27 protein-coding genes are annotated in these 25,254 nt (G+C 73.0%); 14 read left to right on the top strand and 13 right to left on the bottom strand.

Features of this window, described 5'->3' with window-relative positions; all coding sequences use genetic code 11:
• Nucleotides 1-15 precede the first annotated feature (15 nt).
• The 4 genes from JYK04_RS31125 (at nt 16) to JYK04_RS31140 (ending at nt 3,257) form a co-directional block, all read left to right on the top strand.
• Complete coding sequence (locus JYK04_RS31125) at nt 16-195, top strand: hypothetical protein (protein WP_189738927.1); 180 nt, start codon at nt 16-18, stop codon at nt 193-195.
• A gap of 130 nt (nt 196-325) precedes the next feature.
• Nucleotides 326-478, top strand: coding sequence for a hypothetical protein (locus tag JYK04_RS31130; protein ID WP_189738930.1), 153 nt, complete (start codon nt 326-328; stop codon nt 476-478).
• A 119-nt stretch (nt 479-597) separates the two neighbouring features.
• A complete protein-coding gene (locus JYK04_RS31135; protein ID WP_189738933.1) occupies nt 598-2,082 on the top strand; it encodes a UDP-N-acetylmuramoyl-L-alanyl-D-glutamate--2,6-diaminopimelate ligase in 1,485 nt (494 codons plus the stop codon).
• Nucleotides 2,083-2,147: 65 nt separating this feature from the next.
• Nucleotides 2,148-3,257: a M20 family metallopeptidase gene (locus tag JYK04_RS31140; RefSeq protein WP_189738937.1), complete on the top strand. Its 1,110-nt coding sequence runs from the start codon at nt 2,148-2,150 to the stop codon at nt 3,255-3,257.
• A 27-nt stretch (nt 3,258-3,284) separates the two neighbouring features.
• Here the strand turns inward: JYK04_RS31140 and JYK04_RS31145 are convergent, their stop codons facing one another.
• Complete coding sequence (locus JYK04_RS31145) at nt 3,285-3,560, bottom strand: DUF3817 domain-containing protein (RefSeq protein WP_189738941.1); 276 nt, start codon at nt 3,558-3,560, stop codon at nt 3,285-3,287.
• Between the two features lies 1 nt (nt 3,561).
• A complete protein-coding gene (locus JYK04_RS31150; RefSeq protein WP_189738943.1) occupies nt 3,562-4,041 on the bottom strand; it encodes a DUF2269 family protein in 480 nt (159 codons plus the stop codon).
• A gap of 243 nt (nt 4,042-4,284) precedes the next feature.
• On the opposite strand from JYK04_RS31150, the gene JYK04_RS31155 reads away from it, so the two are divergent.
• Nucleotides 4,285-5,226 (top strand): GlxA family transcriptional regulator, encoded by a 942-nt coding sequence (locus tag JYK04_RS31155; RefSeq protein WP_189738946.1) that lies wholly within the window; start codon nt 4,285-4,287, stop codon nt 5,224-5,226.
• Here the strand turns inward: JYK04_RS31155 and JYK04_RS31160 are convergent.
• From JYK04_RS31160 to JYK04_RS31185, 6 genes are read right to left on the bottom strand one after another with little or no spacing between them, the layout of a single operon-like run.
• On the bottom strand, nt 5,217-6,227 hold the full coding sequence (locus JYK04_RS31160; RefSeq protein ID WP_189738948.1) for a pyridoxal-phosphate dependent enzyme: 1,011 nt from the start codon (nt 6,225-6,227) through the stop codon (nt 5,217-5,219). The genes JYK04_RS31155 and JYK04_RS31160 overlap by 10 nt on opposite strands.
• A complete protein-coding gene (locus JYK04_RS31165; protein WP_189738951.1) occupies nt 6,148-7,173 on the bottom strand; it encodes a GHMP family kinase ATP-binding protein in 1,026 nt (341 codons plus the stop codon). The genes JYK04_RS31160 and JYK04_RS31165 overlap by 80 nt, the downstream gene beginning before the upstream one ends.
• Complete coding sequence (locus JYK04_RS31170; RefSeq protein ID WP_189738955.1) at nt 7,170-8,015, bottom strand: Rossmann-like domain-containing protein; 846 nt, start codon at nt 8,013-8,015, stop codon at nt 7,170-7,172. Before JYK04_RS31170 ends, JYK04_RS31165 begins: the two co-directional genes overlap by 4 nt.
• Nucleotides 8,012-8,848, bottom strand: coding sequence for an ABC transporter ATP-binding protein (locus tag JYK04_RS31175; RefSeq protein ID WP_189738958.1), 837 nt, complete (start codon nt 8,846-8,848; stop codon nt 8,012-8,014). Before JYK04_RS31175 ends, JYK04_RS31170 begins: the two co-directional genes overlap by 4 nt.
• Nucleotides 8,845-9,966 carry a FecCD family ABC transporter permease gene (locus tag JYK04_RS31180; protein ID WP_189738962.1) on the bottom strand — a complete coding sequence of 374 codons (1,122 nt, stop codon included), beginning with the start codon at nt 9,964-9,966 and terminating at the stop codon, nt 8,845-8,847. Before JYK04_RS31180 ends, JYK04_RS31175 begins: the two co-directional genes overlap by 4 nt.
• Nucleotides 9,956-10,984: an ABC transporter substrate-binding protein gene (locus JYK04_RS31185; RefSeq protein WP_189738965.1), complete on the bottom strand. Its 1,029-nt coding sequence runs from the start codon at nt 10,982-10,984 to the stop codon at nt 9,956-9,958. Before JYK04_RS31185 ends, JYK04_RS31180 begins: the two co-directional genes overlap by 11 nt.
• A 171-nt stretch (nt 10,985-11,155) precedes the next feature.
• Here JYK04_RS31185 and JYK04_RS31190 point away from each other — a divergent pair, with 171 nt between their 5' ends.
• Nucleotides 11,156-12,415, top strand: coding sequence for an MFS transporter (locus JYK04_RS31190; protein WP_189738967.1), 1,260 nt, complete (start codon nt 11,156-11,158; stop codon nt 12,413-12,415).
• Nucleotides 12,416-12,417: 2 nt separating this feature from the next.
• On the opposite strand, the gene JYK04_RS31195 is transcribed toward JYK04_RS31190, so the two are convergent.
• Nucleotides 12,418-13,203: a VOC family protein gene (locus tag JYK04_RS31195; protein WP_189738970.1), complete on the bottom strand. Its 786-nt coding sequence runs from the start codon at nt 13,201-13,203 to the stop codon at nt 12,418-12,420.
• Nucleotides 13,204-13,379: 176 nt separating this feature from the next.
• Here JYK04_RS31195 and JYK04_RS31200 point away from each other — a divergent pair, with 176 nt between their 5' ends.
• The gene (locus JYK04_RS31200) at nt 13,380-14,225 is read left to right on the top strand and encodes a sulfurtransferase (protein WP_189738973.1); all 846 of its coding nucleotides are present in this window, start codon (nt 13,380-13,382) and stop codon (nt 14,223-14,225) included.
• A 58-nt stretch (nt 14,226-14,283) separates the two neighbouring features.
• On the opposite strand, the gene sepH is transcribed toward JYK04_RS31200, so the two are convergent.
• Entirely contained in the window at nt 14,284-15,312 is a 1,029-nt protein-coding gene (gene sepH / locus JYK04_RS31205) for a septation protein SepH (protein ID WP_229875476.1), read from the bottom strand.
• Nucleotides 15,313-15,834: 522 nt separating this feature from the next.
• Between sepH and JYK04_RS31210 the strand changes: the two genes are divergently transcribed.
• Entirely contained in the window at nt 15,835-16,419 is a 585-nt protein-coding gene (locus JYK04_RS31210) for a hypothetical protein (RefSeq protein WP_229875477.1), read from the top strand.
• 12 nt (nt 16,420-16,431) lie between these two features.
• Here the strand turns inward: JYK04_RS31210 and JYK04_RS31215 are convergent, their stop codons facing one another.
• A complete protein-coding gene (locus JYK04_RS31215) occupies nt 16,432-17,763 on the bottom strand; it encodes a D-arabinono-1,4-lactone oxidase (protein ID WP_189738979.1) in 1,332 nt (443 codons plus the stop codon).
• Nucleotides 17,711-18,967: an MFS transporter gene (locus tag JYK04_RS31220; protein WP_189738982.1), complete on the bottom strand. Its 1,257-nt coding sequence runs from the start codon at nt 18,965-18,967 to the stop codon at nt 17,711-17,713. The genes JYK04_RS31215 and JYK04_RS31220 overlap by 53 nt, the downstream gene beginning before the upstream one ends.
• 175 nt (nt 18,968-19,142) lie before the next feature.
• Here JYK04_RS31220 and JYK04_RS31225 point away from each other — a divergent pair, with 175 nt between their 5' ends.
• Together JYK04_RS31225 and JYK04_RS31230 are read left to right on the top strand one after the other, a co-directional pair.
• Nucleotides 19,143-20,297 (top strand): ferrochelatase, encoded by a 1,155-nt coding sequence (locus JYK04_RS31225; protein WP_189738985.1) that lies wholly within the window; start codon nt 19,143-19,145, stop codon nt 20,295-20,297.
• Between the two features lie 11 nt (nt 20,298-20,308).
• Entirely contained in the window at nt 20,309-21,112 is an 804-nt protein-coding gene (locus JYK04_RS31230) for an inositol monophosphatase family protein (RefSeq protein WP_373297447.1), read from the top strand.
• A 161-nt stretch (nt 21,113-21,273) separates the two neighbouring features.
• On the opposite strand, the gene JYK04_RS31235 is transcribed toward JYK04_RS31230, so the two are convergent.
• On the bottom strand, nt 21,274-21,453 hold the full coding sequence (locus JYK04_RS31235) for a hypothetical protein (RefSeq protein WP_030008766.1): 180 nt from the start codon (nt 21,451-21,453) through the stop codon (nt 21,274-21,276).
• Between the two features lie 245 nt (nt 21,454-21,698).
• Here JYK04_RS31235 and JYK04_RS31240 point away from each other — a divergent pair, with 245 nt between their 5' ends.
• The 4 genes from JYK04_RS31240 to JYK04_RS31255 all read left to right on the top strand — a co-directional run bounded on the left by JYK04_RS31240 (nt 21,699) and on the right by JYK04_RS31255 (nt 25,228).
• Nucleotides 21,699-22,352, top strand: coding sequence for a response regulator transcription factor (locus JYK04_RS31240; protein WP_030036265.1), 654 nt, complete (start codon nt 21,699-21,701; stop codon nt 22,350-22,352).
• Nucleotides 22,353-22,357: 5 nt separating this feature from the next.
• A complete protein-coding gene (locus JYK04_RS31245; protein ID WP_189738989.1) occupies nt 22,358-23,605 on the top strand; it encodes a sensor histidine kinase in 1,248 nt (415 codons plus the stop codon).
• 381 nt (nt 23,606-23,986) lie between these two features.
• Nucleotides 23,987-24,283 (top strand): DUF4193 domain-containing protein, encoded by a 297-nt coding sequence (locus tag JYK04_RS31250; RefSeq protein WP_030008769.1) that lies wholly within the window; start codon nt 23,987-23,989, stop codon nt 24,281-24,283.
• Between the two features lie 12 nt (nt 24,284-24,295).
• The gene (locus JYK04_RS31255) at nt 24,296-25,228 is read left to right on the top strand and encodes a hypothetical protein (protein ID WP_189738992.1); all 933 of its coding nucleotides are present in this window, start codon (nt 24,296-24,298) and stop codon (nt 25,226-25,228) included.
• Nucleotides 25,229-25,254 lie beyond the last annotated feature (26 nt).

Below are 25,254 nucleotides of genomic sequence, written 5' to 3' on the forward strand. Positions count from 1 at the left end.
GCGGCCACAGCCACGGTGAACGAGGAAGCGTACCGCCGAGAGCTCGAGTATCCGATCCAGTACGCGCACGACGACCGGCTCGGGCTCTTCGCCGTCAGCGGGGCGGTGGGCCGTCTGCTCGGACGCGGCGCCTCGGTCGAGCCGCATTCCCGATTGCCCGACTCCGGTGATGTCTGCTGGTTCGCGGTGCCCTGAGCCGGAGAGGGGTCTCCGGCGGCACGGCACGGATCACCAGGAGCGGATACCGGGTCCGGGTGCGCCGCACCGCGCTCGGCCGCCCTCGTACCCGGCCGGCGGGCCGTCGGGTGGGCCGTACACTCGGCCCATGGGTCGCACACGTTCCTCGAGGCAGTGCCTGCAGCAGGCCGCCTTCGGGATGCGCCCGGCGGCCGGGGTCGCGACCGCCGCCGACCCGGCCGGCGAGGCCCTCGCCGTAGCGCCCAAGACGCGCCGTACGGCCCTGCACGGCCACGGCTAGCGCTTCGCGCCTCCGGCTCCTCCGCTCCACATCACCACAGCAGCTTCCCGGCATGCCGCCGGCGCTGCCGCCTGGCTACGGCCGCACGCCCGGGCCCGAGCCCCCTCGAAGGGATCATTGTGAAGCTGAGCGAATTGCTGGCCGGGCAGGAGCACCACGTCCTCCAGGGTGATCCGGACACGACGCTGATCACCGCGGGAACCACCTTCGACGCCGACCGGGTGATGCCGGGCTCGCTCTTCATCGCCGTACCCGGACACCGGGAGGGCGGCCCCGCCTCCGTCCCGCCGGCGCTGGCCCGGGGCGCCGCCGCCGTACTCGTCGACGGCAGTGAGCCCGCGCTGCCGGCCGCGGTATGGCCCCCGGGCACCTGCGCCGTCCGGGTCCCCGATACGCGGACGGCCGCCGCGGTGGTGACCTCCCGCTACTTCGGCGAGCCCGGCAGGCAGATGGAGATGGTGGCGGTCACCGGCACCAACGGGAAGACCTCCGTCTCGTACATGGTCGAGTCCGTCCTGCGGATCGCCGAGGGCTCCAGGGTGGGGGTGATCGGAACCGCCGGCAGCAGGATCGGCGATGAGCCGATCCCCATGCCGCCCTCGGTGCTGACCACGCCGGAATCCCCCGACCTGCAGTACCTGTTGGGGTACATGCGCGACCGCGGGGCCGCCGGCGTGGTGCTGGAGGCCACCTCGATGGCGCTGCTGACGCACCGCGTGGACCGTACGTTCATCGACGTCGGCGTCTTCACCAACCTCACGCAGGACCATCTGGACGACCACGGGACGATGGCGGACTACCGGGACGCCAAGCTGCGGCTCTTCCAGGGCCTGTGCCGGCGTGCGGTGGTCAACGCCGACGATCCGGTGGGCGCGTCCATCGTGTCGATGATGCCGGGTGGTTCGGTGACCACGTACGCCCTGGACCGCGCGGCCGACTACCGGGCCACCGACCTCGTGGTGAGTGCCTTGGGTACGCGGTTCACCCTCCACCACGCCGGACGCGCCTACCCGGCCTCGATCCCCGTCCCGGGCCGGTTCTCGGTGGCCAACGCGCTGGCCACCGTGGCGGCCTGCCACGTGCTGGGGCACGAGCTGGGCCCCCTGGTCGACGCGCTCGACCGGATGCCGCCGGTCCCGGGCCGGCTGGAACGCTTCCGGACCCCGCTGGGCACCTCCGTGATCGTGGACTACGCCCACTCGCCGGACTCCCTGGAGAAGGTCCTGACCACCATCCGGGGCTTCGCCCGCGGCCGGGTGATCACGGTCTTCGGCTGCGGTGGGGACCGCGACACCACCAAACGGGCCGAGATGGGCCGGATCGCCGGCACCCATTCCGACCTCTGTGTCCTGACCTCGGACAACCCCCGCAACGAGGACCCCGAGGCCATCCTGGACCAGGTCTCCCACGGACTCACTGCGAGTGGCACCCCCTTCCGGCGTTACGCCGACCGCCGCCGGGCGATCGACTTCGCCCTGTCCGAGGCGGGCCCTGACGACACGGTCCTGATCGCCGGCAAGGGCAGCGAACCGCACCAGATCGTCGGCGAGGAGCTGCTCCCCTTCAGCGACATGGCCACCGTGCGCGAACTGGCCACGCCCTAGACCGCGCGCAGCACCGGGCTTCTGCGCCTCCGGGGCCCGCCGGGTGTGCCCCGTATCGTGAGGACATGAGGATGTACCAGAGCACTGCCGTGAGCGTTGACGCGATGCTCGATGACCTGCGCACGCTCGTCGAGGTCGAGTCCCCGTCGCGTGACCTCGATGCCCTGAACGCTTCGGCCCGCGCCGTGGCGGCGGTCGTCGAGAGCCGGCTGGGCGGTCGGGCCGTTCTGGTGGAGAGCGAGGCCGGGCCGCACGTGCACTGGTCGGGCGGGGGTGAGCCCCGGGTGCTGATCCTCGGTCACCACGACACGGTCTTCCCGCTGGGCACCCTGGGGCGCCGCCCCTTCCGGGTCGAGGGCGGGCACGCGACGGGCCCCGGGGTCTTCGACATGCTCGGTGGGCTGGTGCAGGCCGTTCACGGCCTGGCGGCGCTGGACGACCTGTCGGGTGTGGAGGTCCTGGTGACCGCCGATGAGGAGGTCGGTTCCGCTTCCTCCCGGGCCCTGATCGAGGAGCGGGCGCGCGCTTGCGGCGCGGTGCTCGTGTTCGAGGGTGCGGCCGACGGCGGGGGCCTGAAGACGGGGCGCAAGGGGTGCGGCACGTTCGAGGTGCTCGTCAAGGGGCGGGCGGCGCACGCCGGGCTGGAACCGGAGGCCGGGGTGAACGCGCTGGTCGAGGCGGCGCACCAGGTACTGGAGATCGCGGCGCTGAGCAGGCCGGAGATCGGGACGACGGTGACGCCGACCGTGGCCTCGGCGGGAACCTCGGACAACGTCGTTCCGGCGGAGGCGAGGGTGCTGGTCGACGTCCGGGTGGAGTCGGCCCGGGAGAAGGACCGCGTCGAGTCGGCGCTGGCGGCCCTGGCTCCGCGTCTGGACGGGGCGGAGATCGTGGTCCGGGGGGCGGTGGGCCGGCCCCCGATGCCGGAGTCGGCGTCGGCGGAGCTGTTCGAGACGGCGCGCAGGCTGCTGCCGGGCATCGAGGGCAAGGCGGTCGGCGGCGGCAGCGACGGCAACTTCACGGGCGCGTTGGGGGTGCCTACGCTCGACGGCCTGGGAGCGGTCGGCGGCGGCGCCCATGCCGACCACGAGTACCTGGTCGTCGGCGCGATGGCGGAGCGGGCGGATCTGGTCACCGGACTGGTGAACGCGATCCGCGACGGCGCGATCCGCTGATCCTGCCGACGGGTACGAGATGCCCCGTCATCTCCGGCCGGCCGCCGGGCGGGGCGCGCTCAGGCGGCGCCGGGCGAGGAGGCCTCCGATGCCGGGGACGGCCGACAGAGCGACGGCCGACCGGTCCGAGTGCGGCTCGCGGGCGGTGGCGATGATGACGATCAGGTAGGCGCAGCCGTGCAGGGGGCCGACGGCCGAGGAGACCGCTTGCAGGTGGAGCGCGCCGAGGTTGCCCAACAGAACGGCCAGGCTGCCGAGTTCCAGGAGTGCGGCGGCCCGCAGGAGCCGGCTCGGGTGGTGCACGTCAGGCTCCTGTGGTGGATCCGGGGCGGACGATCATCAAGACGGTCACCGTCGCCCACAGCAGGTTGAACAGTCCGGTGTGCATGCCCAGTCGGCCCACCGCCTGCAGGGCGGCATCGGCCTTCCCCGGGGCGGCGGTGCCGTCGAGGACGGCCACCGCCGCGGACTGGCGCGGGAGTACCAGGATGCCGAGCACGGCAGCGGCCGCCGCGGTCAGTGCGATCGACGTGAGGAGCCAGGGGCTGCCCAGCACGTGGAGGCTGTGGGCGGTCGCCAGGCCGAACACCGGTACCACGACCGCGATCACGGCGTAGACCCGGCAGATGCGGTGCAGCGTACGGACCTCGGCGCGGGGCGCCGGGCTCCCGGGCTCGGCCAGGGCGCGGCGGGCCGTCGAGGGGAACATGCTGGCGGCGACGGTGACCGGGCCGATGGTGATGACCGCCGCCAGGACGTGGACGGCGAGCAGGAATTTCGTCACGTGGGTGATCCAGGTGGTCAGGAGCGGGCGGGTGTCGAAAGGCCGCGGGAACGGGGCCGGCGGCGCGCGGACACCGACGCTAGTCGCGGTTCACGGATGCCGGAAGCGGCTGGAATGCCGTCGACCAACGGATTGTGGCCAACCGCGACCCGGGCCGGCCAGACGGCTGTGACCTGGGGGAACCGGCCCTTGTGACGACATCCCGGGGGAGAGGCCGATGCCGCGCCCAGCTATCGTCGGGCCATGCATACCGTGGTCGTGCTCGCCCTGGACGGTGTGATCCCGTTCGACCTGTCCACCCCGATCGAGGTGTTCGCGCGGACCCGGCTTCCCGACGGCCGTCCGGCCTACCGGGTCCGTGTCTGCGCACCCGCCGAGGAGGTCGACGCCGGGGCGTTCGTGCTGCGCGCGCCGTGGCCGCTGACGGAGCTGGCCGAGGCGGACACGATCATCGTGCCGGGTGTGGCCGACCCCGCGGCGCCCGTGCCCGAGGAGGTCCTCGACGCGCTGCGGCAGGCCGCCGCACGGGGAACCAGGCTCGCCTCCATCTGTGTGGGCGCCTTCGTCCTGGCCGCCACCGGACTCCTGGACGGTCTGCGCGTCACCACCCACTGGTCGGCCGCCGGGCTGCTCGCCGAGCTCCACCCCGCCGTCGAGGTGGACCCGGGTGTGCTCTACGTGGACAACGGACAGCTGCTCACCTCGGCCGGCGCCGCCGCCGGGCTGGACCTGTGCCTGCACATGATCCGGCGCGACCTCGGCTCGGCGGTGGCCGCGGACGCCGCCCGGCTGTCCGTCATGCCACTGGAACGCGACGGCGGGCAGGCCCAGTTCATCGTCCACGACCAGCCGCCGGCCCCGCGCGGATCGGTACTGGAGCCGCTCCTGCGCTGGATGGAGGACAACGCCCGGCGCGACCTCACCCTTGATGACATCGCCGCACAGGGCGGCATGAGCGTCCGGACCCTCAACCGGCGCTTTCGCGAACAGACCGGCACCTCGCCGTTGCAGTGGCTGCACCGGGCCCGGATCCGGCAGGCGCAGTATCTGCTGGAAACCACCGCGCACCCCGTCGAACGGATCGCCGCGCAGGTCGGCTTCGGTTCTCCCACCGCGTTCCGGGAGCGCTTCAAGCGCCTCACAGGAACCAGTCCGCACGCCTACCGGCGCACCTTTCAGGCATAGGGCGAGACTTCGCCGAGGGCCCGGTTCCAGTCCATCCGGGACCAGGGGAGCGCGAGTTCGGCCCGGTCCTTAACTTGCCGCGGGGTCAGGGAGTCGACGGCGGCCGCCTCGTGGTGGCGGGCGTACACGCTGTCCACGTACCGGTGGCCGGTGTCGGCGGCGATGAAGAGGACCGTACGCTCCGGGGCCCGGGACCGTTCCCAGCGGGCGGCGAGGTAGCCGGCCCCGGTGGACAGGCCGGCGAAGACCGCGTGCCGCCGCAACAGGTCGACGCTGCCGGCCAGCGCGGCGTCGAAGGAGATCCAGTGGAGCGTGTCGTAGGACGCGTGGCTGACGTTCCCGAAGGGGATGGAGCTGCCGATCCCGGCGATGATGATCTCGGGGTCGGCCACGTGCCCGGCGCCGAAGGTGACACTGCCGAAGGGCTGCACGCCGACGAGTTCGACGTCGGGGGAGTCCTCCCTGAGGTAGCGGGCGAGGGCCCCGGTGGAGGCGCCCGAGCCGACCCCGCCGACCAGGGTCAGGGCCTTCCCGCCCGTCGAGTGCCGGATCCGCTCGGCCACCGCCCGGTAGCCCAGGTAGTGGATGTCGTCGTGGTACTGCCGCATCCAGTGGTATTCGGGGTGCTCCGCGAGGATCTCGTGGATGCGCTCGACCCGCCGCTTCTGGTCCAGTTTCAGGTCCTCGCAGGGCTCCATCCGCTCCAGCGTCGCCCCGAGCACGGCCAGTTGGGTGCACAGGGTGGCGTCGACGGTCGTCGAGCCGACGATGTGACAGCGCATCCCGTGGCGGTGGCAGGCGAGCGCGAGGGCGTACGCGTAGATCCCGCTGGAGCTGTCCAGCAGGGTGTCCCCGCGCCGCACCACCCCCGTGTCGAGCAGGTGGCGGACCGCGGCGAGGGCGGAGACGACCTTCATGGTCTCAAAGCGCAGGCAGACGAGCCGGTCGTCGAGGCGTATCAGGTCGGGCCGGCCGATGGCCTCCGCGATGTGCTGGTCCACTCGGGAACTCCTTGGTCGTCGGGAGGGGCGGGAAGGTCGTGAAGACGCGGGTGGCGGCGATGCCGTTGCTGTCCAGCGCCCGCACGCAGCCGCGGATGCGGTGGCGCAGGCGCGGGGCCGCCGGGTCGAGGAGCAGACCGGCCACCGCACCGCTGTGCGCGATCTGGACCCCCAGGGCCCCGAGCCGCCGGCCGATGCCGGTGAGCGTGTCGAACTCCGGGTGGCGAAGCCGCTGTTGGCCCCGCCGTGCGCTGGCGCTCGCGACCTGGCCCAGCAGGGCCGCGTCGCCCGTGGCCACGGCCCGGCGCAGCAGGGCGCGCAGCCGCTCGAAGGCGCGTACGTCGCTCTCGTCGTACGCAGGGACCGGCAGGGCGAGGGTGTCCACGGGCGCGCCGCCGCCCAGGGCGCAGCCCACGACGACGAGGGGCGGCAGGCGGGGGCCGAGGACCTCCAGGACGCGCCCCTCGCGCTGGGCGAAGAGCGCCGGGCGGGCGTCGAGCATCAGCGGGTCGCAGGCCAGTTCGGCGCGCACCGCCAGCCGGGCGACGGCAGCGGGCGCCAGCCGCACCCCGTAGGAGTCCGCGACCGCGCGCACGACGGCGATGACATCACTGGTGGAGCTGCCCATGCCGAGGCCCACCGGGATGTCGCCGGTGATCCGCAACTCCCCTCCGCAGGGCGGCTCCCGGCGCCGCGGCGCGCATTCCGCGACGGTGAGGGCCGCCGCGCGGGCGGCCTTCGTACGGTCGCCCGGCAGGACGGTGAGCTGCTCCGGCGGGGTACCGGGCAGCCGGGTGAACTCGGCCCGGCTGCCCATCCCGGTCATCGGCAGGGTGACCAGGCCGGCGCACCGGCGCCCGGTGGCGTCGAGGAAGACGCCCTGGAGGAGCTCGCCGTGGTGGCAGGCGGCCTGCCCGGCGCCACGGCGGGCGGTGGGCACGTTCACGGCTGCCCCGCCGTCCGGTAGCGGTACAGGGTCGTCGGGTCGGCGCTGAACTGGGAGAAGGGGAAGGGCTCCGCGGACAGGGCGGTCACCCCGGAGCCGAGGAAGGCCCGGGCCACCGCGCTGCCGCTCTGCGCGTAGACGACCAGCGGGACGCCCCGGGCGCGGCAGCGGTCGAGGACGGTGTCGAAGGAGCCGTTGCCGAGGGTCATGCCGGTGGCGACGACCGCGTCGGCGTGCTCCAGCACCTCGTGCATGTCGGTGGTGACGGGATCGCCCCACTGGGTGGACCTGAGGTTGAAGTCGCACGCCAGCGGCACGCCGCCCCGCTCGCGGATCGCCGCGACCAGCGGGTTCACCACGCCGATGAGGCCGACCCGGGCGCCCGGGCCGATGTCCAGCAGCCCTGCGATGGCCGCGTCGCGGGCCCGGGCGCGCACTTCGGGGGTGCCTGCGGGGAGGGTGACCGGCTCCGCTCCGGCGTCGCGGTGCGGACGCTGCGCGGACAGGTACGCGTCGAGTGCGGCGATCCGCAGCGGGCGCGGAGCCTCGCGCAGCAGGACGTCGAGCGGGGCGCCCGAGGCGTCGCGGCAGACCGACGGGTCGATCTCGCCGGCCTCGAAGGCACAGCCGCCGAAGGAGTCGCCGAGGCGCACCAGGACGTACTGGTTGAGGTAGGTGGTGTCGCCGCCGGCCAGCCGGGTGCCGTGGTGGATCCAGAACACGCTGGTCGCCACGAGTTCGCTGGGCAGTGGGCCGTGTTCACCGGCCAGTACGGCCGCGATGAGGGCGTCGACGGTCGGCGCGGGTGAGGGTGCGGGCGCGGTGGTCGGGTGGCTCGTCATGACGTTCCTTGTCGGAGTACGGGAAGGGGTTCGGGTGCGGGGGCGGGGGCGGAGGGGAGCGCGGTGGCGCGCAGGGGGCCGCGGTAGGACACCGAGAGCCGCCCCAGGGAGTCGGTGGCCAGTTCGGCGTCGACCTCGAAGATCCGGGCGAGATGCTCGGGGGTGAGGACGGCGGCGGGGGTGCCGGAGGCGATCAGGCGGCCCCGGTGCATGAGCAGCAGCCGGTCGCAGTGGCGGGCGGCCAGGGTGAGGTCGTGCAGGGCGACCAGGACCGTCTGCGGGGTGCCGGCGAGCAGTTCCATCAGTTCCAGCTGGTGTCTGACGTCCAGGTGGTTGGTGGGCTCGTCGAGGAGCAGACCGTACGGTTGCTGGGCGAGCGCGCGGGCGATGTGGGCGCGCTGCCGCTCGCCGCCCGACAGGCCCTTCCAGGAGCGCCCGGCGAGCGCGGTGAGGCCGACGCGGTCCAGCGCGGCGGCGACGACCGCCCGGTCGGTGGCGTCCGGTCCGCGCAGGCTGTCGCGGAAGGGGGTCCGGCCCAGCCCCACGACGTCGGCGACCCGCAGGTCGGTGCCGGGTCCGGAGTCCTGTTCCACGAAGGCGATCCGGCGGGCGATCTTGCGGGCGCTCCAGTCGTGTACCGTCCGGCCGTCGTAGCGCACCGTTCCCGCGTCGGGCGCGCGCAGCCCGGCCAGGCAGCGCAGCAGCGAGGACTTGCCGGAGCCGTTGGGGCCGAGCAGTCCGACCGTCTCGCCCGGCGCGACGTCCAGGTCGACCCCGCGGACGACGGGCGTGCCCGAGGCCGCCCAGCTCAGGCCTTCGGCGGTGATCCTCACAGCTCACCCCTCCTGCGCAGGACGAGGAGGAACAGCGGTACGCCGAGCAGCGCGGTGATCACGCCGACCGGTATCTCGCGCGGCGCGAAGGCGACCCGCGCCAGGGCGTCGGTCCACACCAGGAACACCGCGCCCGCGAGCGCCGCGTGGGGGAGCAGCACCCGGTGCAGCGGACCGGCCAGCAGGCGCACCCCGTGCGGGACGATCAGTCCGACGAACCCGATGGCGCCGACGGTGGCCACCGCCACCGAGGTCAGCACGGCCGTCGCCACGAGCAGCAGCATCCGGGTGCGCCGCACGCCGATCCCCAGCGAGGCGGCGGTGTCCGCGCCGAACGCGAGGCCGTCGAGGGCGTTCGCGCACAGCCAGGCGGCCGCGAGCCCCAGCGGGGTGACGATCGCGCAGACCACGACGGCGTTCCAGCGGGCCGGGGCCATCGAGCCCAGCAGCCAGTGGGTGAGGGCGCGCGTGGTGTCGGCGTCGGCCGAGGCCATCAGGACGAGCGAGGTCAGGGCGGTGAAGAGCTGCCCGACGACCACGCCGGTGAGGACGATGCGGACCGAGTCCAGGCCCGTCCGGTGCAGCAGCGCCACCAGCAGGCCGAAGGAGAGCAGGGCGCCGACGAGGGCGCCGCCGGTGATCCCGAGGGTTCCGGCGGCCGGCCCGGACAGGGGCAGGACGGCCACCGCGACGGCCCCGGCCGAGGCCCCCGAGGACACGCCGAGCAGGTACGGGTCGGCCAGCGCGTTGCGGGTGACGGCCTGCAGCACGGTGCCGCAGACCGCCAGCGAGGCGCCGACCAGGGCCGCCATCAGGACCCGCGGCAGCCGCAGGTCCCAGACCAGCGAGTCCAGCAGCGGCGGCAGCGGTTCGGTGGCCAGGCCCAGCCGGGCCCCGAGCGCCCGGCCGAGGTCGGTCCACCCCACGTCGGCGCTGCCGATACGGGTGCTCGCCGCCACCGAGGCGACCAGGACGAGCACGCCGACGAGGAACAGCCCCGCCCGAGCCGGTGCGCCGGACCGCCCGGCCCGCGGCGGCGCGGACGGCGCGCTCACCCGGACCTCGCGGGCGGCCGGAAGCAGCAGGTCCACCACCCCCACCGCCGGGTCAGCGGACATGTCCGAGGTCCTTCATCCCCGCCGCCAGCAGCCCCAGGGCGTGCACGGACCGTACGGAGGGGTCCAGTTCGATCCCCGGCACCTCGATGATCCTGTTCTCGCGGACCGCCGCCAGCTTGGAGACCACCGGGTCCGCGGCCATCGCGGCGCGCTTCTCGGCGGCGCTGTCGCCGGGCCGGCCGCGCTCGCTCAGGTCACCGATCACGATGAAGTCCGGGTCGCGCCGGGCGACTTCCTCCCAGGAGACCTCGGGCCAGTCCTCGGCCACGTCGTCGAAGGCGTTCTTCGCGCCGACGATCCGGCTCATCTCACTGGGCAGACCGGTCCGCCCGGCGACGTACGGCATGCCGTTGAAGACCGAGTAGAGGTAGACGACCGTGGGCTGCTTCCCGTCCCGGGCGGTGGCCCCGGCGGCGCTCTCGCCGGCCTTGGCGACGGCGGCGCGCTGCTCCTGGGCGAGCCGGCCGGCCCGTTCCTCGCCGCCGAAGACCTTGCCGAGCAGCTCGTAGTCGGAGAAGAGCAGTTCGAAGGGGGACTTCCCGGCCTCGTTCTGCTGCGGGCAGTCCACCGCGCTGACGAAGGCGGGGACCCCCAGCGCGGCCAGTTCCTCGCGGGTGCCGGCGCGGTCCTTCGTGTAGAGGTCGGTGGAGCCGGCCACCACGAAGTCGGGTGTGGCCGCGCGCAGTTGCTCACCGGTGGCGATCTTGGGGGCGATGACCGGGACCTTGGCGTAGGCGTCCTGGTACTGCGCGGGGATCTTCGTCTTGAGGTTGGCCGTCCCGGCCATCCGGTCCTGGAGCCCCAGCTCCAGCAGGGTTTCGGTCGAGGCCTGGTCCAGGGCGACGGCGCGCTGCGGGGGCCGGTCGAAGGAGAGCTGCCGCCCGCAACTGCCGAGCACCGCCGTCCGGGCCGCGGGCTCGCCCTTCGGTGCGGGGGCGCCGGTGGTGGCCGAGCAGCCCGTGGTGGCGAGGGCCAGGGCGAGTGCGAGGGGGATGCCGATCCGGGCGCGGTGGCGCATGGGTTCTCCGGTCTGGGAAGAGCGTGGGTGTGGGCGTGGGCGTGGTCGGGCGCCGGGCAGAGGCGCCGCGTTCGAAGGGTACTGTAATGGTTATCGTTTTCATTAACACCCTCGGGTCGCGGTTCGCCGAACCGCGACCGCACCCTGCCGACGAATTGAGGAGCACCCACCGTGGCGACCACACCCGCGCCCGCGACGCCCAGGACCGGCCCGCCGCCCGCGCGTTCCGTCCTGCGCGACACCGCCTTCCTGCGCCTGTGGGCGGGCACCACCGCCTCCGGACTCGCGACCTGGGCGCTGCCCTTCGTCCTGGGTCTCGCCGTCCTGCACCGGGAACTCGGCGCGGCCGGCCTGGGCCTGGTCCTCGCGGCCCGCACCGCCGGCTTCCTCGTCGCCGTCGCCGTCGGCGGGGTGCTGGCCGACCGTCACTCGCGCCGGGCGGTCGTGCTCTGGTCCGCCCTCGCGGCCGCGTCCGCCGCCCCGCTCCTCGCCCTCGGACTCGGCCGGTCGCTGACGGTGATGACCCTGGCCGCCGCCCTCGCGGGCGCGGGCCAGGGAGCCTGCCGCCCCGCCTTCCAGGCCCTCACCGCCGAGGTCGTCGCCGCCGACCGCAGGCAGCAGGCCAACGCCGCCATGACCATGGCGGTACGGACCTCCACGCTCGCGGGCCCGACCCTGACGGCGCTGCTGGCGGCGTTCGTGGACATCGGGGCGCTGCTGCTGGGGATCGGCCTGCTCTGGCTGGTCGCCGCCCTCCTGCCCGGCCGCGGCGCCCCGGCCGCCGGACCGGCCGCACCCGCCCCGCGCGCGTCCCTGCGTGCCGAGTTCGTCGACGGCATACGCGAGGCCCGCCGCCACCCCTGGTTCCTCGCCGGACTCGGCGCCCTGACCGCCGTGATAGCGCTGGGCTACTCCGCCACCGGCGTCGCCCTGCCCCTCATCAGCCGCGACCGCTACGGCACCGGGTGGGTCATGGCCGCGGCCATGACCGCCTACACCGTGGGCGCGCTCGGCGGGGCCCTGGTCACCGCCCGCCGGCGGCCCCGCTGCCAGGGCTGGAGCGCCTTCGCGGGCCTGGCCGTGTACGGCTTCGCGCCGCTGAGCCTGATGCTGCCGGTCCACCCGGCCCTGGTGATCGCGGCCTACGCCGTGGCCGGAATCGGGATCGAGCTGTTCAACGTGCCCTGGTTCACCGCCATCCAGCGCGAGGTCGCCCCGGACAAGCTCGCCCGCGTCTCCTCGCTGGACTTCCTCCTGTCCTACGGCCTCGCTCCGGCGGGCCTCGCCCTCATCGCCCCGGCCATCGCCGCCTTCGGCGTCACCCCGGTCCTCGCCGTGTGCGCCGCGGCCTGCTTCCTCGTACCCGCCGCGGCCGCCCTCGTACCCACCGCCCGGCACTTCGGGCGGGCTCCGGAGTCGGGGGCGCGCTGAGCTCAGTGCCGCGGGCGCACGAGGGCGAAGACCGCACCCTCCGGGTCCGCGACCGTGGCCTGCCGCCCGCGCGGGCCCTCACGGGGCGGGTCGACGACGCGCCCGCCGAGCTCGACGACCCGCGCGGCCGCCACGTCGGTGTCCGCCACCTCGAAGTACGCCATCCAGTGCGGCCCCCGGTCGTGCGGCAGCGAGCGGCCGACGCCGTGCACGGCGGCCACCGGGTGCCCCTCCAGGTGCAGGGTGAGGTAGTCGAAGTCGTCGGAGGCCGTGGCGTGCGTCTGGGCCTCGTGGCCGAAGACGTGCTCGTAGAACTTGCCGACCGTGGAGGTGTCCTGGGTGACCAGCTCGTTCCACACGGGGGTGCCCGGTCCGCGGTACGGCCGGGTGCCCATGCGGCTCTGCGCCTGCCACAGCCCGAAGATGGCGCCCAGCGGGTCGGAGCAGATCGCCACCCGCCCCGCGATACCGGCGTCCAGCGGACCCACCGCGACCGTGCCGCCGCAGGCGCGGACCGACTCGGCGGTCGCGTCCGCGTCGTCCGTGGCGAGGTACGTCGTCCAGGCCACCGGAAGATGCCGGTCCGGCGGCATCTCGCCGATCCCGGCCACCTCGTGGCCGTCCAGCACCGCGCGGACGTACGGGCCGAGCTGCTCGGGCCCCGGCTCGTACTCCCAGCCGAACAGGTCGGCGTAGAAGTCCTCGGTGGTCCCGAGCCCGTGCACCATGAGACTCACCCAGCACGGGGTACCGGGCGTGCGCCGGGTTGCTTCCGCTGCCTCGGTCATGTCAGCCGTCTCCTCCGTCGTGGCGCTTACCGGTGCTGATGCTTCCACTCCCGGCGACTCGGCGCGCCCCGACCGGGCCGCATCGAGGGGGCCCGGCACGGAGTTGACCGGATCGGTGCGGCCCCCCGATGACGGGCCTGTTACGCCGGTGCCGGGTGGGGAGGAAGATGGCCGGCATGACTGCGAAATCTGCGATCCTCGCCGCCGCCGAACTGAGGAACGAGCTGGCCGGCCCCCGCCCGCCGGTGCTGCTGGACGTCCGCTGGCAGCTCGGCGGCCCCGACCAGCGGCCCGCCTACGAGGCAGGACACCTGCCCGGAGCGGTGTACGTCGACCTCGACCGCGAACTGGCAGGTCCGCCCGGGACGGGCGGCCGCCACCCGCTGCCGGACCCGGAGGCCTTCGGGGAAGCCATGCGGCGGGCGGGCGTCCGGGCGGACGGGCCCGTCGTTGTGTACGACGGCGGGCTGGGCTGGGCGGCGGCCCGGGCGTGGTGGTTGCTGCGTTGGACGGGTCACCCGAACGTGCGGGTCCTGGACGGCGGCTTGGCCGCCTGGACGGCCTCCGGGGGTACGGTGACGGCCGACCGGGTGACTCCCGCGGAGGGCGATTTCAAGCCAACCCCGGGGGCGGTCGGAGTGCTGGACGCGGACGCGGCGGCCCGGCGCGCGCGTGCGGGGGTCCTCCTGGACGCCCGCGCGGGGGAGCGCTACCGGGGCGAGGTCGAACCGATCGACCCGGTCGGCGGCCACATCCCGGGCGCGCTGTCGGCCCCGACCACGGAGAACGTGGGTCCGGACGGGCGGTTCCTGCCGGCGGACGCCCTGCGCGCCCGGTTCGAGGGGCTCGGCGCGTCCGAGGGGGCGGCGGTGGGCGTGTACTGCGGCTCGGGCGTCTCCGGAGCGCATGAGGTACTGGCCCTGGAGGTGGCCGGCATCGAGTCCGACCTCTACGCGGGCAGTTGGTCCGAGTGGTCCGGGGACCCGGCCCGCCCGGTGGCCACGGGCCCGGACCCCCAGTAGGCGGACAGCGGTGCCGCCGCCGGGTCCTGCCCGGCGGCGGCGTTCCTGCTGCTGCCTGCTACTCCTGCTTCTTGCGGCGGGTGCCGAAGACGATCTCGTCCCAGCTCGGTACCGCCGCACGGCGCCCGGGGCGGACCCCGTCGGCCTCGGCCTGACGGTCGGTGGTGCCCGTCAGGCGGTCCCGGTGGCCCGCCACCGTGCGCGGCATCAGGACATCGGCGTACGCGGCGCCCGCGCCCGCCGAGGCGGCGGGGGCCGGCGGCTCCTCCGCCTCCGGCTCGGTGTCGTCCGGGGTCTCGGTGCGGTCCGGGACCACCATGTCGCCGCGGAAGCTCGGGACCGCCTCCAGCAGGCTGGTGAGGGTGTCCCGTTCCTCCTCCGGTTCCGGCGCGGGCGCGGGCCTGTTCTCGGCCCGCTCCAGCTGCCGGTCCAGGGCGCGGTCCAGCGGCCGGTCGCGCGGCAGCCGCGCGATCCTCGGGACGAAGGGGAAGCTCGGCTCCGGCGCCGCCGGCAGGTCCTCCGACTCGCCGATCAGGGAACGGGCCTCGTCGTCCACGGCCACGACCAGCCGGCGCGGCGGGTCGTAGGTCCAGCTCGCCGAGTGCGGCTCACCCGCGACCAGGTAGACGAGCAGGACCTCCCAGGTGCCGTCGTCACGGCGCCAGGAGTCCCACTGGACGGATTCCTTCTCGGCCCCGCGCAGGGTCAGCCGCTCCTGCACGGCCTCGCCGAGCTGCGGACCGGTGTTCTCGCCGGGACGGCGTACGGGGGTCTTGCGGGCGCGCTCGGCCATGAACGCGCGCTCGGCGAGCACCGGTCCCTCGAAGCGGCGTACGCGGTCGACGGGGATGCCGGCGAGTTGAGCGACCTCCTCCGCGGAGGCACCGGCCCGTATGCGGGCCTGGATGTCGCGGGGGCGGAGGTGGCTCTCCACCTCGATCTCGATCTGGTTCAGGCGTGCGCGATCGTTGCGGACGGCGGCCCGGAGCCGCTCGTCGATCGGAAGCGTGTACTCCGTGCTGTCCGCAGCCTTGAGCACCAGTCGTGTGCCGTCATTTGAGACGGCCACGACACGCAGTTCGGGCATGGGGACCTCCCGGGTGGTGCCTGCCGACGTCACGTGCGTCGCTGCTTCCGCTAGTCGAGTGTGGCCTGCCCGGGTGCAGCCTGCCACAACCTTGCCGAGTTAAACCGGCGTGTCGGGCATGCGCCCTTGATCGCCGTTATGGCACGGTTACCTGTTGGGCACGCACAGTGACCGAACGGTTACTGTGCGCAGCAGGAGCCCGTGCGATACCGCGGCATCACCGGTCATCGAGTGCCGTGTTCCATCCGTCGGCCCCCTCTCCCGAGTCCGGACATCCGAAAGGAAGGACGGCCCCAGGGCTCGCCACAGTACTCCATTCGGGCCACCTGGGTGGACCGCCGCGCCGCCGAACTTTCCCCGGACGGTGGGAGTTGGCCTGCCCTCGATCGGGTCCGACCTGCACCCGTGGTCCGTTTTCGGGTGTCTTGCTTCACATAATCACCAGAAACGGAACTATCTGCTTCGCTCAGCGGTCGGTAACTCCTGGAAGAGGAGAAGCGCGAGAGGCAGGACACACCGGGGGTGACGATGGGTCGGAAGGCGACACGCGGCGTCGAGGACGAACCGGAGAAGAAGGAGCTCGACCTGAGCGCGGCCCAGGTCGCCGGTTCCTCGCTCGCCACCGTCGCCGCGGCCCTGCTCGCCTCGAAGATGGGCGTGTACGGGACCATCCTCGGGGCCGGTGTGGTCAGCGTGGTCGCCACCGCGGGCGGGCCCGTCATCCAGCACCTCTTCCGGCGCACCGGCGACCGGCTGCGGGGCAGTGCCCGGCCCAGGGCCCGTCAGGCGCCCCCGCCCCGTGCGGAGTCGACGGGCGCGGACCAAGCGGCCACCCCGGCCGCCGAGGAGTTCGGCGCGGCCACCGTGCACGGCACCCGGGTGCGGGGCTGGAAGCGCACCGCGGTCGCCTCCGGAGCGGCCTTCGCCATCGCCGTCGGCGGCCTCGGCACCTACGAGGCGTTGGCCGGCACCTCCGTCAGCAGCGGCGGCGGCACCCTCTTCTCCGGCGGCACCCGCACGGTGGACCGGGACCGACCCGCCCCGGCCCCGGCCCCGGCGCCGAGTGCGGACGCGTCGGCGTCGTCGGCACGGCCGAGCGCGCCCTGAACCCGGACCGGCTCAGTCCCCCAGGACGCGCCGCAGGTAGTCGTTGCCGAACACCCGGTCCGGGTCGAGCCGGTCGCGCAGCGCGGTGAACTCGCCGAACCGCGGGTAGACCTCCGCGAAGTACGCCGCGTCCCGCGTGTGCACCTTGCCCCAGTGCGGACGCCCGCCGTGCGCGGTGAAGATGCGCTCGGCCGCCGTGAAGTAGGCCTGGTACGGGGTGCTCTTGTACATGTGCACCGCGATGTACGCCGTCTCGCGCCCGGAGGCCGTCGACAGCGTGATGTCGTCCGCCGGAGCCGTCCGCACCTCCACGGGGAAGCTGATCCGCAGCCCGGAACGGTCGACCGTCGACCGCAGCTCCCGCAGTGCCTCGACCACCTGCTCGCGCGGGAGGGCGTACTCCATCTCCACGAAGCGCACCCGGCGCGGACTGGTGAACACCTTGTACGGGACGTCCGTGTACGTGCGGGCCGACAGGGCGCGGCTGGCCACGCGGGCGATGGAGGGGATGGTGGCCGGGACCGCGCGGCCCAGTGAGTTGACGGCCTGGAAGAGGCCGTTGGAGAGCAACTCGTCCTCGATCCACGCACTCACCCGTCCGGGTGGCGCGGCGGGGCCCTGGCTGCGGTTGTTCCGCTTGGTGTTGCAGTTGCCGGTGTGCGGGAACCAGTAGAACTCGAAGTGCTCGTTCTCCGCGAAGTGCTCCTCGAACTCCGCCGTCACCCGGTCGAAGCCCATCGGCTCCTCCCGGGCGGTCAGGAAGAAGATCGGCTCCACGGCGAAGGTGATCGCGGTGACGATGCCGAGCGCGCCGATGCCGAGCCGGGCCGCCGCGAAGACCTCGGGATTCTCCTTCTCGGAACAGGTCAGCAGTCGGCCGTCGGCGGTGACCAGTTCCAGGCCGCGGATCTGGGCGGCGATGGAGGCCGAGTCGCGGCCGGTGCCGTGGGTGCCGGTGCTGGTGGCGCCGGAGACCGTCTGCTCCATGATGTCGCCCATATTGGTGAGCGACAGGCCTTCCCGGGCCAGGGCCCGGTTCAGATCCTTCAGGACCGTGCCCGCCGCCACCGTGACGGTGCCGGCGGCCCGGTCGATCGTCCGGATCCCGGCCAGGGCCTGCGGGCGTACGAGCACCCCGTCGGTGGCGGCGGCCGCGGTGAAGGAGTGGCCGGTGCCGACCGCCTTCACCCGCAGCCCGTCCTCGGCGGCCCGGCGGACCGCCTCCTGGAGCTCCCCGACCGAAGCCGGGGTCACCGTGCGGGCCGGTGTGGCGGTGATGTTGCCCGCCCAGTTATGCCACGCGGTCCGTTCCGCGCTGCTCTGCCCTGCTGTCGCCGTCCCCATCGATTGCTGGCACCTCCCCTTGCGCCGGCCTCGTCAGCCGGCGGTATCCCGCGAACGCAACCGCCGCCGCGGCCACTCCCGCCGATACGGAGACGACGTACCCGGTCTGCGCACCGGCTGTGTCGACGACCCAGCCGGTCACGGAGGACCCGAGCGCGATTCCGACCGCGAGGCCGGTGCTGATCCAGGTCATGCCCTCGGTCAGCTTCGCGTGTGGCACGTGCGCCTCGATCAGGGCCATCGTGGTGATCATCGTGGGAGCGATGGCGAGGCCCGAGACGAAGAGCGCCACGGCCAGAAACGGAAGGTTCCCGGCCAGTAGGAGGGGGATCATACTCACGGCCATCGCACTGATGCCCAGGATCCAGCGAGGTTCGGCCTTGCCTTTGAAGTGCAGCAGGCCGAAGACGATGCCGGCGAGGCAGGACCCGAACGCCCAGACCGCCAGGAACACCCCGCCGAGGGACTTGTTGCCGTGCTCCGCGGCGAAGGCGAGGGTGGCCACGTCCACGGAGCCGAAGATCGCGCCGGTCGCGACGAAGGTCGCCACCAGGACCTGAAGGCCGGGGGAGCGCAGCGCCGAGGACCGGTCCGTGTGCTCCTCGTGCGGATGCGGCTCCGGTTCGGTGGCGGTCAGCGCCGTCAGCCACCACACACCCGTCAGCAGGAAGACGAGGGCGACCACCGGGCCGGCCTCGGGGAACCAGCCGGCCGAGAGCGTCGCCGCCAGCGGCGGGCCCACGATGAAGCAGAGCTCGTCGACGATGGACTCGAACGAGTAGGCCGTGTGCAGCTGGGGGGTGTCGCGGAAGAGGGCCGTCCAGCGGGCCCGGACCATCGATCCGACGCTGGGCACGCATCCGGCGACGACGGCGAAGGCGAAGAGCGTCCAGCTCGGCCAGCCGTTCGCCGCCGCGACCAGCAGGCCGGTCACCGCGGCGGCCGCGGTCAGGGTGGCGGGGCGCAGCACCCGCCGCTGTCCGTGCTGGTCGACCAGCCGGGACACCTGGGGGCCCACGGCCGCGGCGGACAGGGCGATGGTGGCGGTGATGCCGCCCGCGAGGGCGTAGCTGCCGCCGAGCTCGGTGATCATCGTGAGGACACCGATGCCCACCATGGACAGCGGCATCCGGCCCAGCAGGCCGGCGGCTGTGAACCCCTTGGTGCCGGGGGCCGCGAATATCGCGCGGTAGGGACTGGGCAAGGTGGTGCCCTCCGTAAGGGACGTGGTTGGCTCACACAGGTTACGTCTGCCGACAAGACACCCGCATGGGGAAAATACCGACAGGAAGTTAGGGTGACCTTACCTGCCGTCCGAGGTGTGGGACGGGCCGGGTCCGTTGCCCGGGCGCGGACGCCGGGGTGGCAGGATTCGAGGCATGTCAGACCAGCTCCGTGCCCCCGACGGCGGCTCCGCCGCCCCTTACGACGCCCTCCTGCTGCTGTCCTTCGGCGGCCCCGAGGGACCCGACGACGTCGTGCCCTTCCTGGAGAACGTCACGCGCGGGCGCGGCATCCCGCGCGAGCGGCTCAAGGAGGTCGGGCAGCACTACTTCGGATTCGGCGGGATCAGCCCCATCAACGGGCAGAACCGCGAGCTGTTGGACGCGCTGCGCAAGGACTTCGCCGGGCACGGCCTGGACCTGCCGGTCTACTGGGGCAACCGGAACTGGGCCCCGTACCTGACCGACGTGATGCGCGAGATGGCCGCCGACGGGCGCCGCCGCATCGCGGTGCTCGCGACCAGCGCGTACGCCTCGTACTCGGGCTGCCGCCAGTACCGCGAGAACCTCGCGGACGCGCTGGCCGCGCTCGCCGAGGAGGGCGTGGAGCTGCCGCGGGTCGACAAGCTGCGCCACTACTTCAACCACCCCGGCTTCGTGGAGCCCATGATCGACGGGGTGGTGGCCTCGCTCGCCGCACTGCCCGAGGAGGTGCGCTCCGGCGCGCACCTCGCCTTCACCACCCACTCCATCCCGACCGCCGCCGCGGACACCTCCGGTCCGGTCGAGGACCACACCGAGGACGGCGGGGGCGGGGCGTACGTCAAGCAGCACCTCGACGTCGCCCGGGTGATCGCGGACGAGGTGGCCGTCCGGACCGGGGTCGCGCACTCCTGGGAGCTCGTCTACCAGTCCCGCAGCGGCGCCCCGCACATCCCGTGGCTGGAGCCGGACATCTGCGACCACCTGGAGGCACTGCACGCCACCGGGGCGCCCGCCGTCGTCATGGTGCCCATCGGCTTCGTCTCCGACCACATGGAGGTCCTCTACGACCTGGACACCGAGGCCACCGCGAAGGCGGCCGAGCTGGGCCTGCCCGTGCGGCGGTCCGCGACCGTCGGCGCCGATCCGCGCTTCGCCGGGGCCGTCCGCGAGCTGGTGCTGGAGCGGGCCGCCAAGGAGCGCGGGGAGCCGGCCGCGGAGTGCTGGGTCGGCACGCTGGGCCAGAGTCATGACCTGTGCGCGGTGGGCTGCTGCCCGGCGCGGGGCCCCCGGCCGGCGGCCGCGGGCGTGGACAGTCCGTACGCGTAGGAAGTGGGACCGTGATCTCTGACGAGCTGAAGGCCGAACTGCTGGAAGTGGGCCTGGAGGCCGCCCGGCGGGCCGGGGCTCTGCTGCGCGACGGCCGCCCGGCCGATCTTGCGGTGGCGGCGACGAAGACCAGCCCGATCGACGTGGTGACCGAGATGGACATCGCGGCGGAGAAGCTGATCACCGGCATCCTCGCCGAGCGGCGGCCCGGGGACGGGCTGCTGGGCGAGGAGGGCGCGGACGCCCCGGGGACGAGCGGGGTGCGCTGGATCGTCGACCCGCTGGACGGCACCGTGAACTACCTCTACGGGCTTCCGAGCTGGGGCGTGTCCATCGCGGCCGAGTACGGCGGCGAGAGCGTGGTGGGCGTCGTGGCGGCCCCGATGCGCGGGGAGACCTACCACGCGGTGCTCGGCGGCGGGGCGTGGCTGGGTACGACGCGCCTCGCCTGCCGGCCGGCGGCGCCGCTGGACCAGGCACTGCTCGGGACCGGCTTCGGGTACGTGCAGACCCGGCGGGCCCACCAGGCCGAGGTCGCGGCGCGGATCATCCCGCTGGTGCGGGACATCCGGCGGGGCGGGTCGGCCGCGCTGGACCTGTGCGACGTGGCCGCCGGGCGGCTGGACGGCTACTACGAGCGGGGGCTGAACCCGTGGGACCTGGCCGCCGGCGACCTGATCGCCCGGGAGGCCGGGGCCGTGACCGGGGGCCGTCCGGGTGAGCCGGCCTCCGGCGAGCTGACGCTGGCCGCCTCGCCGGCCGTGTTCGCCTCGCTGCAGCCGCTGCTGGAGGAGTTCGGAGCCTGGCACGACTGAAAGCACGTGGACCCCGGCCGCCCGCTCGGGCGTCCGGGGTCCACGTCGTGCAGGGGTTGGTGCAGGGATCGTGCAGAGGCCGTACGGAATTCGTGCGGGAGCAGGATGCGTGCAGGGGTCGTGCGGGTCGTGCGGGAAAGGCGGGCCGGCCGATCGGGGGATCAGCAGGCGGGCACGGCGGCCGAGACCGGGACACCGTGTTCGGCGGCCAGGCGCTGGAGATCCTCCAGCTCCGCCAGTTCCACTTCCGCGAGGAAGTCGTCGCCCGTCTCGCGGGCGTGCCTGAGGTCCGACTGCGTGGTCCTGATGCGCTGCAGGAGACCCGCGGTGAATGCGTCCATGATGGGTTCGCCCCCTCTTCGTGGGTCGGCGGCGGAACGTGGCTCTCCGCCGTCAGGGAGTGGATGGGGTGTGATCTCGTCCTCCCCTGCACCCCGGGCCCAGAAACCTCACAAGGCCAGGGAATCCTCACTTCCGTCCCGTCAGCCCCTCCACGAGCCGTCTTACAGCCGGTTTATGGCCGAAACGGGCAGGATGGGCGACGCAATACACGTGTGCCCTTCTGGGCTCGGAGGAAGGAAACGACGTGCGCGTACTCGTCGTCGAGGACGAGCAGCTGCTCGCCGATGCGGTGGCCACCGGACTACGCCGGGAGGCCATGGCCGTGGACGTCGTGTACGACGGCGCCGCCGCCCTGGAGCGGGTCGGCGTGAACGACTACGACGTGGTCGTGCTCGACCGGGACCTCCCGCTCGTGCACGGTGACGACGTGTGCCGGAAGATCGTCGAGCTCGGCATGCCCACCCGCGTGCTGATGCTGACCGCTTCCGGCGACGTCAGCGACCGGGTGGAGGGGCTGGAGCTCGGTGCGGACGACTACCTCCCCAAGCCCTTCGCCTTCACCGAGCTGACCGCCCGCGTACGGGCGCTCGGGCGGCGCACCACGGTCGCGCTGCCGCCCGTACTGGAGCGGGCCGGCATCAAGCTGGACCCGAACCGGAGGGAAGTATTCCGCGAGGGCAGGGAGGTCCAGCTGGCGCCGAAGGAGTTCGCGGTGCTGGAGGTGCTCATGCGCAGCGAGGGGACCGTCGTCTCCGCCGAGCAGCTGCTGGAGAAGGCCTGGGACGAGAACACCGACCCCTTCACCAACGTCGTACGGGTGACCGTGATGACCCTGCGCCGCAAGCTGGGTGAGCCGCCCGTCATCGTGACCGTGCCCGGTTCCGGATACCGGATCTGATGCGCATGGCAACCACCCCGGCGCCACCGGCGGCGCCACCGAAACCGACATGGGACCCCGGCCAGCCCGAGGGTCCCTTCCCGTGGCTGCGGCCGACCATCCGGATACGCCTCACGCTGCTGTACGGCGGGATGTTCCTGATCGCCGGGATCCTGCTGCTGTCGATCATCTACCTGCTGGCGGCGCAGGCCCTGCGGCAGGGCAACGCGATCCCGTTCACGATCGTCCGCGGTCAGAACATCGAGGTCACCAGCACCACCTGCTCCGGTGTGAGCGGCATCAACCAGCCGTTCGAGCAGTTCACCGCGGCGATCAACCAGTGCGTCCTGGAACAGCGCAGGCACGCCCTGGACGACCTGCTGAGCCGGTCGCTGATGGCCCTCCTCGGGCTGAGCATCATCGCCTTCGCCTTCGGCTACGCGATGGCCGGCCGGGTGCTCTCGCCGCTCGGCAAGATCACCCGGACCGCCCGCCGGGTCGTGGGCTCCGACCTGACCCGGCGGATCGAGCTGGACGGGCCGGACGACGAGCTCAAGGAGCTCGCCGACACCTTCGACGACATGCTCGACCGGCTGGAGCGGGCCTTCACGGCCCAGCAGCGGTTCGTCGCGAACGCCTCGCACGAGCTGCGGACCCCGCTCGCCATCAACCGGACCCTGCTGGAGGTGCACCTCTCCGATCCGGGGGCGCCGATCGAGCTCCAGCAGCTCGGCAAGACCCTGCTCGCCACCAACGAACGCAGTGAGCAGCTGGTCGAGGGCCTGCTGCTGCTGGCCCGCAGCGAGAACCAGATCGTCGAGCGCAAACCCGTGGACCTGGCGGAGGTCGCCTCGCGCGCCGTCGACCAGGTGCGCGGCGAGGCCGAGGCGAAGGGCGTGGAGATCCGCGGCGAGCGCGCGCCGGCCGTCGTACAGGGCAACGGGGTGCTGCTGGAGCGGATCGCCCTCAACCTGGTGCAGAACGCCGTCCGGTACAACGTGCCCGAGGACGGCTGGGTGGAGGTGGTCACCGAGGCCCAGCACGATCAGGCGGTCCTCCTGGTATCGAACACGGGTCCCGTTGTTCCCGCGTACGAGGTGGACAACCTCTTCGAGCCCTTCAGGAGGCTGCGTACGGAGCGCACGGGCAGCGACAAGGGTGTCGGACTGGGTCTGTCGATCGCGCGCTCCGTGGCGCGCGCACACGGCGGCAGGATCCAGGCGATGCCCCGGGAAGGCGGTGGCCTCGTGATGCGTGTCACTCTTCCCTTGTGACACCCCGACCCCGTGTTCGCTTTTGGCTGAATACCTGCCCTGTGAAAACAATCGGTCCTGTGTGATCGATCACAGTGGTCGGTGTCTGCCCATGTGCGTTCAGTGACCCCATCGCGGCCGGAAAGCCCGGGAAGTCCGGGTTTCCGGCCCCTCGGATGGCGGGAAATACACGGGGTGGCGTTTGTGCATGACGGCCCTCGGACCGTGTACGGTCCCGCTCGTCATCCCAGCCAATCGTCCTTCGGGCGGGCGGCTGGGTGTCGATTGAGTAACAGACCTTGATGTGAGGCAAAATCTCCGCCTCAGGTCGGGCACAAGTCCGGCCTCTCGTGCGTTACGTGCGCTGAGACACCGCTAACACCCAGAGGGGGAGAGCGAACAATGGCAACGGACTACGACACCCCGCGCAAGACCGACGATGACGTCGACAACGACAGCATCGAAGAGCTGAAGGCCCGGCGCAACGAGAAGTCGACCTCGTCCGCGGACATGGACGAATTCGACTCTGTCGAAAGCATGGAGCTTCCCGGTGCGGACCTCTCCAACGAGGAGCTGGCCGTCCGGGTCCTGCCCAAGCAGGCCGATGAGTTCACCTGCATGAGCTGCTTCCTGGTGCACCACCGCAGCCAGCTGGCACGTGAGAAGAACGGCCAGCCGATCTGTCGCGACTGCGACTGACAGGCGTCGGCCGTGGCTGGCTCCACACCCTTCCGTAAGCGACGCTTCCGGAAATCTGGTGATCCGGCGGAGACGCAGGTGGCATCCATGGATCCGGAAACGGCTCCCGGGGCTTCCGGCGGCTCCGCCAGTGCGGCGATCGCCGTGCCTTCCGACACCGCTCCGGCGGTGCCGTCGGAAACCGATCCCGACGAGGGGTCCCGGCTCCGCTCCGGGGCTCGTCGGATGCAAGCCGTCAAGAACGGCGTGCGCAAGGGCGGCGAAAGTGTCAGGGACGCCGCCCAGTACGTCACCGACAGGATCATCGAGAACGCACCGCGCGTTCCGGTTCGGGACCTCGCGACGCTGCGCGCGCAGTTCCCGGGCCTCGGCCCCGAGCAGCTCGCCGAGAAGCTGGTCTCGGGCGCCTGCGCCGCCACGTCCACCGTGGGCGCGGGAATCGGCGCCGCGGCCATGCTGCCCGTGCCGCCCGCGATGCCGGCGGAACTGGCGGCCGAGATCACCGCGGTCGCGGCCATCGAGCTCAAGCTCATCGCCGAACTCCACGAGGTCTACGGCCGGCGCCCGCACGGCGGCCGGGGGGAGCGCAGCCTCGCGTACCTGACCGCCTGGACGGAGGAGCGCGGGGTCGACCTGACCAAGCCGACCACGCTCAACGCGGCGCTCGGCGGACAGATGAAGCGCGAACTGCGCCAGCAGATCATGAAGCGGATGTTCCGCAGCCTGCCGAACCTGATGCCGTTCATGGTCGGCGCCGCCGTCGGCGCGGTCATGAACCGGCGGGACACCCGCAAACTCGCCGAGAAGGTCCGTGGTGACCTGCGGAGGCGGGCTGTGGACTGGGAGGCCCTGAGCGCGCTGCCGCCCCTGGAGCGGCCCGTCAAGCCCCTTCCCGAGGCCACCAGGATCGCGCTGGAGGCCGCGGATCCCTCCGCGGCCGGCTGAGGTCCTGCGCCGGGGCGGTCCGCCCC

It is taken from the genome of Streptomyces nojiriensis (genome assembly GCF_017639205.1).
GTDB lineage: Bacteria > Actinomycetota > Actinomycetes > Streptomycetales > Streptomycetaceae > Streptomyces > Streptomyces nojiriensis.